General features: G+C 45.6%; 15 protein-coding genes. 10 read left to right on the forward strand and 5 right to left on the reverse strand.

Annotated features, from left to right (window positions below):
* From AC0YN3_RS06470 to AC0YN3_RS06510, 9 genes are all read left to right on the forward strand, one after another.
* Window positions 1–1,541, forward strand: a 1,541-nt coding sequence (locus AC0YN3_RS06470; RefSeq protein ID WP_475774310.1) for an S-layer homology domain-containing protein, incomplete at its 5' end; no start/stop codon positions are given.
* A 1,482-nt stretch (window positions 1,542–3,023) separates the two neighbouring features.
* Window positions 3,024–3,257 (forward strand): hypothetical protein, encoded by a 234-nt coding sequence (locus AC0YN3_RS06475; protein WP_475774311.1) that lies wholly within the window; start codon window positions 3,024–3,026, stop codon window positions 3,255–3,257.
* A 166-nt stretch (window positions 3,258–3,423) separates the two neighbouring features.
* Window positions 3,424–3,822, forward strand: a complete 399-nt coding sequence (locus tag AC0YN3_RS06480) for a contact-dependent growth inhibition system immunity protein (protein ID WP_475774312.1) — start codon at window positions 3,424–3,426, stop codon at window positions 3,820–3,822.
* Window positions 3,823–3,884: 62 nt separating this feature from the next.
* A complete protein-coding gene (locus AC0YN3_RS06485; RefSeq protein WP_475774313.1) occupies window positions 3,885–4,220 on the forward strand; it encodes a hypothetical protein in 336 nt (111 codons plus the stop codon).
* Window positions 4,221–4,372: 152 nt separating this feature from the next.
* Window positions 4,373–5,293 (forward strand): YwqG family protein, encoded by a 921-nt coding sequence (locus AC0YN3_RS06490; RefSeq protein WP_475774314.1) that lies wholly within the window; start codon window positions 4,373–4,375, stop codon window positions 5,291–5,293.
* Between the two features lie 640 nt (window positions 5,294–5,933).
* Entirely contained in the window at window positions 5,934–6,674 is a 741-nt protein-coding gene (locus AC0YN3_RS06495) for a DUF975 family protein (RefSeq protein WP_475774315.1), read from the forward strand.
* A 245-nt stretch (window positions 6,675–6,919) separates the two neighbouring features.
* Complete coding sequence (locus tag AC0YN3_RS06500) at window positions 6,920–7,945, forward strand: LacI family DNA-binding transcriptional regulator (RefSeq protein ID WP_475774316.1); 1,026 nt, start codon at window positions 6,920–6,922, stop codon at window positions 7,943–7,945.
* A gap of 69 nt (window positions 7,946–8,014) precedes the next feature.
* Complete coding sequence (locus tag AC0YN3_RS06505) at window positions 8,015–9,013, forward strand: zinc-dependent alcohol dehydrogenase (RefSeq protein ID WP_475774317.1); 999 nt, start codon at window positions 8,015–8,017, stop codon at window positions 9,011–9,013.
* Window positions 9,014–9,026: 13 nt separating this feature from the next.
* Window positions 9,027–10,076 (forward strand): Gfo/Idh/MocA family protein, encoded by a 1,050-nt coding sequence (locus tag AC0YN3_RS06510; protein ID WP_475774318.1) that lies wholly within the window; start codon window positions 9,027–9,029, stop codon window positions 10,074–10,076.
* Window positions 10,077–10,243: 167 nt separating this feature from the next.
* Here AC0YN3_RS06510 and AC0YN3_RS06515 read toward each other — a convergent pair whose 3' ends face one another.
* Both AC0YN3_RS06515 and AC0YN3_RS06520 read right to left on the reverse strand, forming a co-directional pair.
* Window positions 10,244–12,226 (reverse strand): AraC family transcriptional regulator, encoded by a 1,983-nt coding sequence (locus AC0YN3_RS06515; RefSeq protein WP_475774319.1) that lies wholly within the window; start codon window positions 12,224–12,226, stop codon window positions 10,244–10,246.
* 236 nt (window positions 12,227–12,462) lie between these two features.
* A complete protein-coding gene (locus tag AC0YN3_RS06520) occupies window positions 12,463–13,647 on the reverse strand; it encodes an acyltransferase (RefSeq protein ID WP_475774320.1) in 1,185 nt (394 codons plus the stop codon).
* A gap of 233 nt (window positions 13,648–13,880) precedes the next feature.
* On the opposite strand from AC0YN3_RS06520, the gene AC0YN3_RS06525 reads away from it, so the two are divergent.
* On the forward strand, window positions 13,881–14,825 hold the full coding sequence (locus AC0YN3_RS06525; RefSeq protein WP_475774321.1) for an EamA family transporter: 945 nt from the start codon (window positions 13,881–13,883) through the stop codon (window positions 14,823–14,825).
* A 167-nt stretch (window positions 14,826–14,992) separates the two neighbouring features.
* On the opposite strand, the gene AC0YN3_RS06530 is transcribed toward AC0YN3_RS06525, so the two are convergent.
* From AC0YN3_RS06530 to AC0YN3_RS06540, 3 genes are all read right to left on the reverse strand, one after another.
* Window positions 14,993–15,166, reverse strand: a complete 174-nt coding sequence (locus AC0YN3_RS06530; RefSeq protein WP_441944883.1) for a hypothetical protein — start codon at window positions 15,164–15,166, stop codon at window positions 14,993–14,995.
* A 54-nt stretch (window positions 15,167–15,220) separates the two neighbouring features.
* The gene (locus AC0YN3_RS06535; RefSeq protein ID WP_441944884.1) at window positions 15,221–15,382 is read right to left on the reverse strand and encodes a hypothetical protein; all 162 of its coding nucleotides are present in this window, start codon (window positions 15,380–15,382) and stop codon (window positions 15,221–15,223) included.
* A gap of 93 nt (window positions 15,383–15,475) precedes the next feature.
* Window positions 15,476–16,336 carry a helix-turn-helix domain-containing protein gene (locus AC0YN3_RS06540; protein WP_475774322.1) on the reverse strand — a complete coding sequence of 287 codons (861 nt, stop codon included), beginning with the start codon at window positions 16,334–16,336 and terminating at the stop codon, window positions 15,476–15,478.
* Window positions 16,337–16,634: the final 298 nt, after the last annotated feature.

A 16,634-nucleotide genomic window follows, 5' to 3' on the forward strand; every position in this document is an offset into this window, starting at 1 on the left:
ACGTGACGCTGTACGCGCAGTGGACGGCCAACCCGACATACACCGTAACGTATAACGGCAATGGCAGCACGGGAGGAACCGTGCCAACGGATAGCAATCCGTACGAGCAAAGCGCAACGGTAACCGTATTAGTAAACACGGGAAGCTTGGTGAAGACGGGCAACACCTTCACAGGTTGGAACACGGCGGCCGACGGAACAGGAACACCCTATGCGGCAAATGCAACGTTCGGCATGGGAGCGGCGAACGTGACGCTGTATGCGCAGTGGACGGCCAACCCGACATACACCGTAACGTATAACGGCAATGGCAGCACGGGTGGAACCGTGCCAACGGATAGCAATCCGTACGAGCAAAATGCAACGGTAACCGTATTAGGAAACACGGGAAGCTTGGTGAAGACGGGCAACACCTTCACAGGTTGGAACACGGCGGCTAACGGAAGTGGCACAAACTATGTGACGGGCGCTACTTTCAGCATGGCAGCGGCGAATGTGACGCTGTATGCGCAGTGGACGGCCAGCCCTGATGGCGGTAGCGGTGGCATCCCAACACCACCAGATGACAGCAAAGTAATCTCAAAGAATGGTGAATTATTGCTTCCCGCAGGCAAAACGGGTGAGGTTAGTTTGGGAGATGCAATTACAATAGATATTCCGGCAAATGCAACGGGCAAAGAACTGAAATTAACGATCGAAAAACTTACTGGAACTCAAGATCTTCTAACGGATGAAGACGTTCTGGCTAGTCCGATCTTCGAGATTCTGAAAAATTTCTCAGAGAACTTCAGTAAACCGGTAACACTGACTTTTAAGTTTGATCCGACAAAATTGAGCGGTAATCAAAGAGCAGCCGTGTTCTATTATGATGAAGTGCAGAAGAAATGGGTGGAAGTTGGCGGTGTTGTTAGGGGTAATCAGATTACCGCAGAAGTAACCCACTTTACAAAATTTGCGGTAATGGTTGTAGGGCAAGCGGCAAGTGAGCCAAAACCAACGATTAACTTTAGCGATATATCCGCACATTGGGCGAAGGCAAGCATCAAGGAAGCGGTAAGCAGCGGAATCGTCACTGGTTATCAGGACGGCACGTTTAAGCCGGACAAAACCGTGACTCGTGCGGAATTTGCCGTCATGCTGATGAATGCGTTGAAGACGCAAGGAGCGGGAGCGGCGCTGACGTTCACAGATACAGCGAAGATCGGAAGCTGGGCGCAGAAAGCGGTCGCGCAAGCGGTGCAAGCAGGCATTATTAATGGCTATGAGGATGGTACTTTCCGTCCAGCTGGGGAAATTACACGAGCAGAGATGGCAGCGATGATTGCGGGTGCATTGGGTAAAGATAGCGAAGCGAATGCCACAGCAACTAGCTTCGCAGACGACAAGGACATCCCAGCGTGGGCAAAAGCTGCGGTTGCTTATGTAAAGCAAGCAAGCATCGTGCAAGGGAAAGGCGACAATCAATTTGCCCCTGGGGACCATGCAACAAGAGCAGAGGCCGTAACGGTTCTGCTGAACATGCTGGCTCAAAAGAGCAAGTAAAGTAAAAATCGTCAACCCAAACTGATTTTAGATGTAAATAACAAGGGTTATTCCTTAAAGCGGTAAAATTAACTGCTTAGGGGATAGCCCTTGCCTTATTTAAAATAGGAAGTCTCGACACATGTGGAGTATTGTGTGTTGATAATGAGGGAGTATTATTGGAGCCGCATTACCTGAAAATATTAAGCAGGGCAAGCTCTGAATGGATTTGAAAATAGATTACGGGCGACTAAAATTGTTAGCTTCGTACTAAACATTAATATTTAAAAGATGAACGTGGGATCTACATTTCTTGCAATCCAAAAACGATTTAATGATTATGAGGTTCTTTAAAAAATGACTGCACACATACGAGGGTTTTTCATGTCGTGATATTCCACGACTTCAATGATTATAGGGACTTTCTTCTTAAGGGGTACTGTCGGGTGACAAGAACATTATCTCATTAAGGGCCGCGAATATCGCGGATTTTTGTATGTATAGCATCAAATTCTTGTCAAAACCAAATGACAAGAACTTGATCTCATTCCCGCGGAGAACTTGGAATTCGTATTAATGAAGCATCAAGCGAGAAATAACCGGCTGCGCTACGTTGAACTAACTGGCAGGAGAGTTGAGTATTTTGGTGGAAAATATATTATCCTGGGATTTATAGATAGAAAGGTGAGTCGAATGAAATTCAAATTTTATAATGACACTGGAAGAATAATCAGTATTCACCCTGGTACGGAGATAAGCGGCATTAAGTGTGATATGGATAATATTAAACCATTAGAAATAAGGACATTTCTGCTTCCCTCTTGAACATATCCGTGGGTGAAATTATGGGATTATGGTGAAGAACGGGGCTTATCTATTTTAGTATCAGCTCAAGTTAATGATTAACCTAACTAGGAGCTATAGCTTCATAATCACCAGGACGAGGCTGCCGGCATAGATCGGCAGCCTCATTGAGCTAAGAGGCAGATTTGCTTGATGAAATTGTGATAAAATGGAAAAGTTATGATTTTATCAGTTTTCTGCTTAGGGAGTTGAGTGAGTTCATTGTCCTTGCTAAAACAATCAAATGTAAAATATCTATATTTAATACCTTCCTCAGTTATTACGATAATCGTACTTTTTTGTTCTTACGTCTCGATATTCGGTTTTGAATATGAACACCGTTTTAGAGAAGAGTACATTGGTCCAGAAACGGGTTCAAAAGTTATTGGAGTTTTAATTATATTCGTGTATCTTATTTTCACCTATGTAGTGACTTGGTTTTATAATCAAGACATTAATGGTATTGTCTTACGGCTGAACAGATCTTTATTTAATACCTTTGTTATCGTTACTGTGGGGTTCTTATCGAGTTTCCCGTTGATGCTTTCCGCTTACCTTTCTCTTTTATACTAACGGGAAACGATAGCTCAATGCATTAATTTTGCTAACATTATCGGCAGTTTTGAGTAAAAGACATTAGACAATGAAAGGTGAATGTAATTGAATCAAAAAAAAACTTTCAAATTAAATGAAGACGATATTTTAGAAATTTTAACTGAATATCTTGCAGAAGAAAGTGGATTTAAAACATTTCAATCAAGAGCAATTCTTTTGGGTACGCCAGGTAAAGACTTCAGGTTAATTTCAGTAATTGTTGATTTAGAAGATGATGATATTTCGGAATTAGATTTAGGGGATATCGATAATAAAATAGAATTTAATGGTTCGCCTTGATGTTATAAAAACTTGTTCTTTGTTCAACTAGGGAGGAACGATAGTTCAACCAAGCAAGGAGCGGTATGCCAGCGCCAGCCTGATCCTTGCTCATGAAGTAGTGAGCAGTTTAGATTCATTAGTGGTATATAAGTGTGTTGTTGATCAAAATAAGGTGGTGCTGTAAATGCACAATAATGAGATTGATGGGTCTAAAACATTAGAGGAAGTTGAAAAGCTAGTCTGGGGCGAGCCCCAAATGAGTTCAAACTTAGTTTTGACAGCACATGCTTTGAGGAAAAAACCTCTTAAGGATTTTACTGCAGGTGATTTAAGATTGATGATTGGACAACAGTTAAGTTTAGAGCATCTTGTACCTATAGCTCTTGATGTATTAGGAGCAGATCCGTTTGTTTGTGGGAATTCTTACCGCGGGGATCTGTTAGAGCATGTTCTAAAAATACCGTCTTCTTTTTGGGAGTATAATACAGCCCTCTATTATTGTCTTGATGAGATTGTTACTGATGCTCAGTGTACAATAGAATCAGTAAAACCTCTTTTAGATTCTTATAAACCACCGTACTGAAAGGTTTTGAGCTAACTGGCAGGTGAATTATTGGAAGAATGTCATATTCAGGAGGCGTTTTTATGGGGAAGACATTCTGCAAACGAACTAAAAAGATAAGGATAGATGGTTCTCAATTCCACTGCGTTATTAACGAGATTCCTAGTAATAAATTTGTGAATTTTAAGGTCTATTCGTCAAAAACCTCATATTTTGAAGTGTTATTTACATGGAAAGGTAGCTGGCACTTTATCCCGCATAAGCCAAGTAATTGTGAAAGTTTAATTAGATATGCGATTGAAAATGGATGGGAATTTAATAGTGAAAATAAAATATTGAAAATAGGACAAGGGGATTTTCTCATACATAAATTAGGACTAACTTCACATACATCTCAGGAAGATATCGGAGAACTATAGCTTAACAATCACCAGGACGAGGCTGCCGGGCAGTATAGTTAAATCACTTCGCGAATACTTCAAGTAAGGAGAATTTGCGTAATTCGTAAAAAAGACGTTAGGTGAAATTGCTGTAACGGACAATAAAAATCAAAAATTTAGGGAGCAACTAATTGAAACGTATACAAATATTTCTATTAATATTTATTTTGATGTTATCTGGATGTGGTAAGAAATACACAAATAATAATGAAAATGAAGGGATGAGCTCAGTAATGGATGCAAAGGCAGACATTTTATCTATGTTTCAAGAAGCAGGACTAGAAGACTATTCGGAAACTTTTCAAAGAATGATCAAGCCATCTATCCGTTTAATAACGGAAAGAGAGTCAGAGAAAAAATTAGAAATTGGTCAAACAAAGTTAGGGGGCCAACCAGATTTGCCTGCAAATATTGAATGGCCGTATTGGAAAGAGTACCCTATGTCATTCATTGCGCAGATCAATTTGCAAGAAATGCCTAACATTCAGACAGATAACGATATTCATCCAACTAAAGGTATCATTTATTTCTTTTATACAGCAAATCCCGAAGCGATGTATGAAGAAGCCGATTTTGATAATAACCCTGAGACCTCAAAAGTTTTATTCTACGACGGAGATATAAAAAACCTAGTAAGAACACTACCTCCTAAAGAACTATCGGAAGAATTGCAGTTTTCAAGTGCGAGAGTTATACCAAAACTTGAATGGACTGTTCCCAGTTCGGATTCTTTTGAAGTACATGAATTGCTTAGGTTATCAGGAAATGATGAAGAAAAGTACTGGAGAGTATTCCTGGGAAATTTCTCAAATAAATATATAGAAGGCCATACTTCGGAATTCCATGTAGGAATGAATAGACTTTATGGATATCATGATCCAGTTCAAGGTGAATATAAGGGCGAGGGTTGGAGGCTCCTACTACAAATAGATTCGGAAGACAGTACTAATATGGACTGGGATGATACTGGAAGAGTTTATTTTTGGATTAAAGATTTTGACTTAAAGAATTTACAATTTGATGGCGTATCCACTATTCGTGAAGGGACCTAGGGATCACGAATGGAATTTACAGTAGATTTAAAGATGCCAGCAACATCGCCTAACACCATATTCAAACTTCGGGCCATTCGGCTCTTGGTCTGCCCAAGTCAATTCGGGGATATTCAACCGAATCTTCATTAAACTCCCTCGGTAAAATGTAGTTTCCTCACGAATGCTCGCTTATTCGCAGGATCTCTCCCAATAGATGAATCGCTATCCGGAAAGAAGTGGGGATGTACCGTCAAATCAGTAGCCGAAGCGCATGCGGGAACAGAAGGGGCGAATTTTCGCACCTTTTTTACTGCTCTATTGCACGTTGCTCCACGTACCTCCGGAGGCGTTCACTCCCATTTCTCGACGGGTCGATGTCCTTTCATTCCTTCGTTACGCTTATCCGGTGGGTGGAGGCCGCTTATCCTAACGGTACGGGTCTATGCCCTTTTGTTCAACGCAACCGTTACTCCGTGCAGTCTTGAGATCCCGCGAATAAGCCAGTATTCGTGCTAATTGAGAAGCGGTTAAGCAGCTTGTTTCATAGGGAAGATTCGATTCGGTTCGTAAGCTTCGCCGCTCTGTGCCTTGCCGTCGTATATTTAAAATGGAATCTACTGTAAGATGAAAGGGAAATCTTGGAAGGAGCGATGTGATCATGAAGTGGGAACGTAAAGAACTGAAGAGAAGAGCGAAGGATGTGCTTCGGACATCCTATTGGAAGGCATTTCTGGTGAGTATTATATTGGCATTTGTTACTGGAGGAGGCAGCCCACCGTCCTTTAACTTTGGCTCCTCCAATTCCTCCGGCATGGATGTGAATTGGGAAAGCATTGGACCTTTCCTTTTTATTTCCATTATCTTTTTTATTGCTTTCATGCTATTCGCATTTGCGTTTCGTATTTTCCTCTGTTTTCCCCTTGAGGTGGGCTCTATGCGTTATTTCAAGAAAGCGGCAGAGAATGAAGTGAATTTAAATCATCTCGGTTTTGCGTTTAATAAGCTTAGATACTGGGATATCGTGAAAACGATGCTGTGGAGAGCTTTTTTGATTTTCTTGTGGATCCTTCTGCTCATCATCCCAGGCATCGTGAAATCCTATGCATACAGCATGGTGCCGTTTATATTGTCGGATAACCCGAACATTGGGTACAGGCGTGCGGTGGAATTAAGCAATGAAATGACACGGGGAAACAAAGTCTGGATGTTCGTGCTTGATCTAAGCTTTCTCGGTTGGATCCTACTGGGACTAATGCTATTCTTCGTCGGTATCTTGTTCGTGCTGCCCTATATCAATGCCACGAAGGCGGAGCTGTATCTAACACTGCGTCAACAGGCATTGAAGGAAGGCCTGACTTCAGAAGAAGAGCTGAGACTGAATCAAACACCTGTATTATAAAATGTTAGAAATGCAAGCAGGCTTTAGTTAGGCCCAAGCATGGATTGGCCGGTACAAGCACAGGGCTATTGGCTGCATTTTACTCTGGACCGGCCAACTCATTGGCAGCATGCTCATCGTCTGTTCAAGATTAATGAAGGCATGGAAGCTATACAAAGCTGAAAATGAAGGCTTGACTGTATGATTATAAACATGATACGTTGACGTTATAAAAACGTTATGACACAGTACTGAAAGGTGAATAAATGAGCGCCACAATTAAAGATGTAGCATTGATGGCAGGCGTGTCTATTGGAACGGTGTCTCGGGTCATTAACAACAGGGATCGAGTAAGTCCGGCAACAAGGGCGAAGGTTCAGGCCGCCGTTGACAGGCTGAACTTCAAACCGGATCAGACGGCGATAAATATGATTCGCAAGAAGACGCACACAATCGGTTTAATCGTCCCCGAGTTATCCAACGAATACTGGTCCGCCCTAGCGGAATATATTCAGGAGGCTGCCTGGGAGAGCGGGTATACGATGCTGCTTAGCACAGCCGGCTATGGACTGGAGAAACAGCTGATGTGCATCTCCACTATGGCCGAGCGGAAAGTGGATGGCATTATTGCGGGTATCCGTCTCGATCGCCCGGATGACCGGCGGATGCTCCAAAGCGCAAGCTTGCCGAAGATCGAGATCGTATCGCTCGTGCAGAAGCTGCCGGGCTCCGTCCACATCAGTACAGATCAATTTCAGGGAGCATTCACAGCCGTTGAGCATCTTATTCAGCTTGGGCATACCGATATTGCTTATATTGGTCATGCATCGGAGCGTGAGTTGGGGTATAGGCACGCGTTAACCATGAATGGCATTACGCCGAGCCCGGTGCTCAACGTGACTAACAACAGCGGAACTTTTCAAGCAGGGCTTGAAGCTGTGACTGAGCTATATGCAAAAGGTTGTACGTTTACAGCAATATTTTGCTGGAATGATATGACCGCTCTCGGAGCGATACAGGGTCTTGGGACTTTGGGCCTGCGGGTGCCGGATGATGTTGCGGTAGTTGGCTTTGATGACATTCCATTGGCGGGTCTGGTCAAGCCGTCGTTGACGACTGTTCGCCAACCTCTGGAGCAGATTGGAAGAGCAGCGGTGAAATGTTTGCTGGAAAAAATCGGTGAAAGGGAACCTTCTTCGGAGATGCAATCTATCCAGCTTTCAACAGCGCTGATTGTGAGAGAAAGCTGCGGATCACATCTGAATGCCAAGCGATTGTCCGCTCGAGAGTGAGCGCTTTCGCTTTTCCTTTTTATATTTGTCATAACGTTTTTACAAAATGAAAAGCAGAGGTGTTTATTTATGGAAAGTAGTCAAAGCATTATTTTTCCTGGTCCTTATCAAACAGATATAGTTCATAATCCTATTGCCAAGCTTGCGGAAAATCAAATTCTCATTAAAACGATGTATAGCTTAATAAGTCCTGGCACAGAGCTGGCTATGTATACAGGAACACACACCGGTATAAGCAATCCCGGCAACAGCTGGGCTAAGTATCCTTTCATGCCGGGTTATGCCCTCGTGGGGGTTGTTGAAGAAATTGGCGTGGACGTGAAGGAATTTATAGTGGGACAACATGTATTTGCCATTGCTCAGCATGCAAGTCATAACGTTATGACATTCGAAAGAGAGGAACAGACTTCAGTATTTCCGCTTCCTGCCGGAAGTAATCCCGAGCATGCTGTTTTTGCCCGGCTGGCAGCAATCAGCGCGACTTCATGGTTGCAAGGGAGCATTCAGTATGGAGATAAGGTTGTTATTATAGGAATGGGGTTAATTGGACAATTTGCAGCCCAACTGTATGCATTGCACGGCGCGAAGGTCATTGCCGTTGATCCTGTCGCACAACGGCTGCAAATAGCGAAGCAGGCGGGAATTACTAATACGTTCGATCGAATTTCTTCTCCGTCCGAGCAACTCGGTCAGGATATAGCTGTTGTGGTTGAGGCTACAGGCATTCCAGAAATGGTCAACAGTGCACTGGAGATTGTGAAGCCGCTCGGACAAGTCATTCTGTTAGGCTCTCCTCGTGGACCGGCTGAAATCAAGACGTATGAGCATATTCATTGCAAGGGGGTCAGCTTGACCGGCGCCCATGAAAATATTCAAAATATAAAGGGCCCTGATGTGCGCAGCCGCTATATTCGTCACATGCTGCAATTAATTGCTACTGGCAAGCTGCAAATTGAGCCTCTTCTGACCCATACGTTGCCTGCTGCAGAAGCAAAGTATGCTTATGAACTGTTGTTGAATGCGAAGGAAAGCACCTTGGGGGTCTTATTGAATTGGAGTCATACATAGAGGAGGGCTTGGAATGAACGCGACCATATATGGTATTGGTATTGTAGGAGCGGGAGCAATCGCTCAAGTGCATGCAGAAGTCATTGGCCGTATCGGGCAAGTCCGGTTAGCAGCGGTGTGCAGTCATAATCCGCAAAGCGCGCAACGGTTTGCAGAACAATTTAATTGCGATTGGTATAGCGACCTCGGCGCTATGCTGAGAAATCCCAATATCCACATCATCGTTCTTTGCACGCCAAGCGGTCTTCACGGGGAACAGGCCATCCTCTGCGCGCAAGCGGGCAAGCATATTCTCACGGAGAAACCCATGGACATTGGATGGCAGCAAGCGATGAACATGATTTCGTCTAGCCGCAGCCATAATGTGAAGCTGGCTGTCATTTCCCAGCACCGCTTTCAGCCCGATGTACTGCGCGCGAAATCGCTGACCGACGCCAACAAACTGGGCAAAATTATAGCAGCAAATGCTTCAATGAATTGGTATCGAACACAAGAGTACTATGATAGCGCTTCATGGCGGGGAACCTGGGAGTGGGATGGCGGCGGCGCGTTAATGAATCAAGGCATTCATACGGTTGATCTGCTGCAATATTTGGCCGGATCTGTAGTGAGTGTATATGCGCAATGCCGGACCGCTTCGCATGAACGTATTGCGGTTGAAGATGTTGCTGCTATAATCCTGCAATATAAAGCTGGCGGAATCGGTACATTGTTTGCATCCACAAGTTGTTATCCGGGACTTCAATCCAGAATCGAGCTGTTCGGAGAGAACGGAACGATTATTCTGGAAAATAATATAATGACTAAACTTCATATAAAAGATGAAACCCAGGAAGGACAGCTTAACGGGATGAAATCGGAAGAAATGATCTCGTACAACCCTGCTCTAGCTGTCGGGAACATGCATTTTGCTCAATATATGGACCTCATTGAAGCGATTGAGCAAGACCGGGAGCCTTCCATCAATGGCGGGGAAGGTATTAAGCCACTTGCTATTGTGTTGGCTGCCTATCAATCCGCGAAAAGCGGCCAATCTGTTGAAATTGACCAGATCGGAATTTAGAATCGAGACCGTCAAGTTGAGACCGACGACGGAAGAGAGTTGTTTGTTGGCTTTTGTGCCCGCACCTCTTGAACCTTAATCCAAGCGCCTGCCTCGCCCGACTTGCCATAGACGAACGTAAAGAGGCGAGGATTGCTCCTCGCCTCTTTACGTTCGTCTACTTAAATTCACTCCGCTTTAGTTAAGCTGTCTACGACAAATGTAAGCTGGGCTTCCAACGAAATCGGGTCACTTAACACGAAGCCGCGACTGTTCTCACGATAAACGTGGTTATTCTGGACAGCGGGGAGACTATCCCAAATACTTCCTTCAAAAACCGGAGCCGCATTCTCATCGCCTGTCCACCCGCTAATAAAGATATAATCCCCTGCGTACTCCGGCAACAGCTCAAGCGATAGCTTGGCCCAGCCCTGACCGCTGTCGATGGCTTCCTTCTGAATAATCGGAGGTGCCTTCAGGCCGAACTCTCCATAAATAATGTCTCCGCCTCTGCCAAAGCTGCCGTAGGCATAAAATTCTTTGGCACTTCCCGAATCGAAGATCGATACGGTGCGATCACCTACCGCTTGCTCAACGATTGGTTTGTATTCGGCGATTTTAGCGTCCCACTCCGCAATCCAAGCCTTCGCCTGATCTTCTCTACCTGTCATCTTACCGAAATCGATTAATTGCTCCCGTAGAGGTATGCCATATTCTACAGCGACGGTCGGCGCGATTTTGGACAGCTTCTCGATCGTTTCAGGGTCGTTCCAGACTACAATTAAATCCGGCTGCAGCTCCATTATTTTCTCGTACGGTACATCGTTTCCGATGTTGACAACGTCGTCGAGCTTTCCTTCCGTATAGCCGTTAAAGGACTCGTCACCGGTCCCGACTGGCTTTAGGCCAAGCGCTAGCAAATGTCCCGTAAAGGCTCCTGCCACCATGACGATCCTTTGAGGATTTTTGGGAATTTGCACCTCGCCGTTAACGGCAGAATAGGTGACCATCTCCGAGCTGCCGGTTGTATTTCCGATTGCCGCGTTGCTGGAATTGTTGGCATTGCTCTCTGTACCTATAGTGGGGCTTTGTGTAGTGTTAGTCCCGGCATTCGAGTTCGCTGGTCCGGAGCATGCGCCAAGCAATAAGGTTAGGCAAAGCAGCAACGTAATTCCAACAGGTAATTTGCTTCTATACATCAGTAAATCTCCTTTTTCGCCATATTGATAATGATTATCATTTCTAATATCAATATAACGACGAAGTCTGCGCGGAACAATGGACGATCCAAGCCTAATGATAGGACGATAAGAGCCTCTCGCTATTTGTACGGACTCATCCTTGAATTGCTTTGGTGTTATTCCGGCATGCTTTTTGAACATTCTAATGAAATAGGATACGTCAGCATACCCGACGCTTGTTGCGATCTCTTGCAGCGATAAATCGGTCTGTTGCAGTAGTGCTCCTGCTTTATCCATCCGAATGCGGATTAAGCAATCGATTATACTTGCGCCAGTTTCCCGTCGGAAATGCTTGGATAGATAAGGTACGCTGTAGTGGAAAGTATGCGCAAGCGTTTCTCGGGTCAGAGGCTCGGCATAGTGCTCCTGCATAAAGCGAATAAGCTGGGAGGCAAGGTTGGGCCTAACGATGCTGACCTGCTGTTGATCCATCTGCCGGAGCAGCTCATATACAAATTGATAGAATAGCGTTTTGACATGGAGCCGCTCCAAACGCCCCTGTTCCAGCCATTCGCCCAGCATTCGATTAGCCAGTTCGTAGAGGATGGCAGGGTGGAGCGGAATAAAACCGTACTGGAGGCGGAATGGCAAATGTCGATCCGTATGTCGAAGGGTATGCTGCTCGCCGGATAGCGGTAAGGTGGCTTTATAGAAAATCAGGTAATAATGAAAGGATTCATCCGTTAAGACGATGTCCAGGCTGGTACCCTTGCCCCCATGAAGCATATAGAAACGCTGAGCAGCATGCTCGTTTCCGTCCATAATCATCGTTGCACTGCCATGCGTCACGTACAGAAAAGCGCTGGCAGGAAACAGGTAAGGACGCACGCGCTCGCCGACCTGTATGCAGATATGTCGAACATCCATGATTTTGAGCGCTGCATCATTCCAGACCAATATATGCTCTTGTACATCCACAGTTGCTTTCAATGGAGAGTTGTCTTCCTTCCGTGGGCTGCTGAAGCCAGCTTTTTATGTGGTGAGGTTATTATAATCATATTACTTGGCTCTTGCAAAAAACATCTCAGAGAATCATGGCCTAGCAAAAACACCTTCAAGTTGAACGATTATTTTACAATAGTCGTATCGTCAACTTAAAGGTGTTTTATTCTGCCTCATGCATGGGGGTCAATTCCTTCGTGATGTCGTGCCTACGGTTTTTGGGTTTAGGCTTCGATGCCCGGTTGTAAGGGAGCGTTGGTCTTCTTCTTGCGGCTCGGAAGCGGGCCGAAGAGCAGCCAGTGCCATTTGAATGGAGCGCTCAGCGTAACGATGGCCCACGGAATAAGGAGCGCGGCCAGGAAGCCGCCAACCACCCAGGCATGGTAGAGAAGCGGATCGCCTACGGAGCTGGTCTTGCGGTACAGATTCAAAATAAAGGGATGAACCAAATAGATGCCAAAGGACGTTGCGCCTATATGGATAAGGGCACGGACAACGGCTTTGTTCCAAGCTGCGTATACCCAAAAGGAGATCTGCAGCAGCAGGATGCCTGCCGTAATGCAGCGAACTTCATCGATAATCTCTAATAAATCGGTATTGATAACGGCTGTTTTATAGAGTCTATTCTCGTAATGAAAATAGAAGAGAAGCATGCTTGATGCAAGGAAAAGCAGCCACATGCCAATCGCTGCTGCTATTTTGCGAGGGGTCGCCGTATTTCTGGCAAGATTGATCCAAGGCGCCAGCTTCATATAATAAATGCCGATGAACGCACCAGCCGTAAAATAAAGCATGTAGGTGAAACAAAAGCTACCTGGGCTTTTGACTCCCCATTGGCCGGCCAGCTTATAAACAAACAACCACTGCACGAGCATCCCGATCCAGACGATATGCTTGCCGAGAACAGGGAATTTCTTGACCGCATAAAGGAGAAGCGGGGAGATCGCATAAAACTGAATAATGATAATGACGAAATAGAGATGCGTGTACGTTTTTCCCGACAGCAGCATGTTCAGAAACTTGGTCGTCGTGAAGTAACCGATAAAGGTTTGCATGTCTACAAATCCGAATTGCACGTATCGCGTATAGGCAAAGTAAAAGATTGAAAACAATAAAAAGGGTATAAAGATCTTGGACATTCTTTTTTTGTAAAACTGTCCGATTGTTCCAGCAGTGAAGGGTTTGTCATAGTAGTTGTAAAACAACACGAAGCCGCTTAAAAAAATGAAAACGGGAACTGCGAATTTGGCTGCGGTGTTCAAAAAAACATAAAGCGGATAAAGCGCAGCCTGGTGATCGTAGGAGGCTACGACCGATGAAGTAGCATGAATCATAATAACCGCCAAAATGCCGAATGCTCGTACGAGATCGAGCTCGGGTATGTACGGTCTTTTTTCAGCTTGTGCCATTGAAATCCCCTTATTCGCTATGTAATGATATCGGTTGCTAGAAACGCGGAACTGTCTCTAACGCTATTATAAGGTCCATGCTATATTCAGCCAATATATTTATTTTTTGCTAGCTTAGTTGTGAAGATTGCCTCTGATTGGATACAGACAAATGCGGCTCGGCTTGATATGATAGGTCCTATTATGTTTATCAGCCTTATAGGCTTAATTTCAGAGAGGGGCGATTTCTTCACATGTGGCTAACTTATTCGGTGTTCGCCGCCCTTTGTTTTGGCTTGCGCGGAATTCTCTATCATTGGACCAGCCAAATGCCGATAAATCGCAATCTATTGCTATTCGGTACGTTCAGCATGGGTGCTATTGTAAATGGAATCTGTGCGCTTGCGTTCTCATCGACTTGGACGCTATCGGCGCTTATCGGCATACAAATGGGGCTATTTTCTTTTGGAGCCAACGCCAGCATGTTCAAGGGCTTTGCGGTCGGGAAAGCATCGCTAGTCGCTATATTGACTGCGCTTCCGTCCGTTGTTGTCGTCATCGTTGCATTCGGCCTATGGCAGGAGAAGCTTCATGCGATGCAGCTAATCGCTTTTGTCGTGATTATCGGCGGCGTGCTGCTAGTGCGTCTATCCAATGATATTTCCCTGCGCAATCTGCAAGGAGCGCAGTGGGGGCTGTTAGCCATGCTGCTGTTTGCTGCCAATGACCTGTCAGGGAAATGGTCGACATTAATGGAAGCGGATTTGTTTCCTACGATGTTTTTTATGTTTGTAACGGGCGCGAGCTGTTTCGGGCTATGGTGGCTGCGGGACCTGCAGAGCGAACGCGGCAAGCGTGCGCTCGCGCTCGGAGCTTCGGGCACTCGTAGACGGGAGGTAGCCGTTTCTTCGCAGCTTGCTTCAGGAGGCCGGGCAGTGGAACCGGCGCTATGGACAGCTAAGCGGACATTTGCAGTAGGCCTGGCTGTCGGAACGACGAATGCGGTTGGCATGATGCTGATCGTTACGGCATTCGACCTCGGCAAAGCTGGACTTGTATCGGCGGTTACGGCACTGAATGTGCTGATCGTGTTGCTTTACACGCGTTTTGTCGTGAAGGAGCGGTTCACGCTGCTGGAGATAACGGGTATTTCGCTTGCATTTGCCGGCATACTGCTCATGAGGCTATTTGGGGCATAGGCTGTCCGAGCAGCATGGGCTATAGGCTGAATAGTCAATAAAAAAGGACTCGCCGGATGGTCAATGACCTCATGGCGAGTCCTTTTTGTTCTGGTAGAAATCAAGCATGACGTGTAGGAGGTTTGGAAAATCTCTGTCGCATGGGCGGGCTGGGCGAATGCTTCAGATTATTGCTGGCCGGGACGAACGCGAACGACACCGATGTCGGATGCATTGATCGCGAATGCATTGCCGCCTTGATTGATGGAAGCGTTAGCGCCTTGTTTCACATTGACGAAGGTTTTGCCATTGTCTTTTTTGACTGAGTTGCCTTGTTTGTAATGTTTGTTTTTGAATGACATGTTCTCACCTCCCTTCAAGCGAAGCGATGGCGGTTGCCTCGTGCACGGCTGCGTTTATTTGCGTTTTTGATTTTTGAAAATTTGCACGGTAGCTGCGTTGCTTGCCAGTACATTGCCCTGCTGGGCGCTTGCTTCTGCGGTTTGATAAATATTAATAATGAGGTAATTGTTTTTACCGACGCGGTATTTGATCGTTTTGACGTTTGAGCGGACCATTGCATTCCCTCCCTGCCAGCAGCTTTATCTTTGCTAGATAGCTTATGAGAGAATGGGACAACTTGTATCCGCGAATGATAACCGTCAAATCTATCAATTTTCGCTTCTTTTGTAATGGGAGGGGGTCATGCCCGTTAGTTTCTTGAACATGCGGTGGAAATGCGGAAGGCTTTCGAAGCCGCATTGCTCGGCAATCTCGGCGACGTTAACATCGCTTTCCGTAAGCAGCTCCTTCGCGCGGATAATTCGTTTGGTCGTGACGTATTCGGTCACATTCATGCCTGTAAGCTTCTTGAAGACGCGCGAAAAATGAGCAGGAGTGACAGCCGCGCGCTTGGCTAGCTGTGCGAGGCCGAGAGGGCTGCCGGGGTGGCTGTCGATGTAGGCAAGAATGGCTGTCATCCAGCCTGGTGCGGACGAGGAAACCGCCGGACCTTGTACGGAAGGCAGAGTACGGCCAAGCAGCAGCAAAATGTGCTGCAGGTTAAGAAGCACGGCTTGTCGATACCCTGGCAGCTTGCCCGTTTCCTCTTTATGAATGTTTTCCATTAGCAAGACGATCGTCTGCCGTTCAACATCGGCTTCCGCCGATAAGCGGTAGCGCTTTTGGCGCTTTGCCTGATCGAAGCAGCGCAAATAAGAGAAGGAGTCGCCGAGCGGCGCGCTATGCACGAGTGATGCGTTGAAAAATAGCGCGGTTGACGTTTTTGGCTCATCGGGGTCGGGGAAGGAACGGTGGATTGTATTGCCGGGAATGAGGAAGATGTCGCCTGCCATCGCATCATAAAAGGTTTGATCGACAAAAAAGGTGCCTTTGCCGCTATAGATGTAAACAAGCTCGTACCAATCGTGGAAATGGTCGGGCAGCTCGTTTTGTGCGCTTTTGGTATCCCGGTAGACGCATTCGAAGGGAAACGGCGTCAAGGCGTCAAACCTTTTGCGATATGGATTCACAGGGTCACCTACTCTTTTCGTATTTGTCAGCTCGATTGTAGCAAATATCAAAAAAGAGTACAAATATGCGATAATTACATATTTATTACCTCTAAATTGTTTTTTATAATAAAGAAGAAGATAATCTGCTGTATAAGTTGAACTAATAAATGAAGTGTAAGCGAAGTGAGAAGAACGTTCTGGAGAAACGAAGTGTTCGCCTTTGTAGGTGGATTCTTACCTTTAAATGTCTTAGGAAATCGAAGAATCTGGCTGCAACAGCGATCGTAAGAATGATCTACTCGCGCAGCGCCCAAAG

Source organism: Paenibacillus sp. J22R232 (assembly GCF_056269165.1).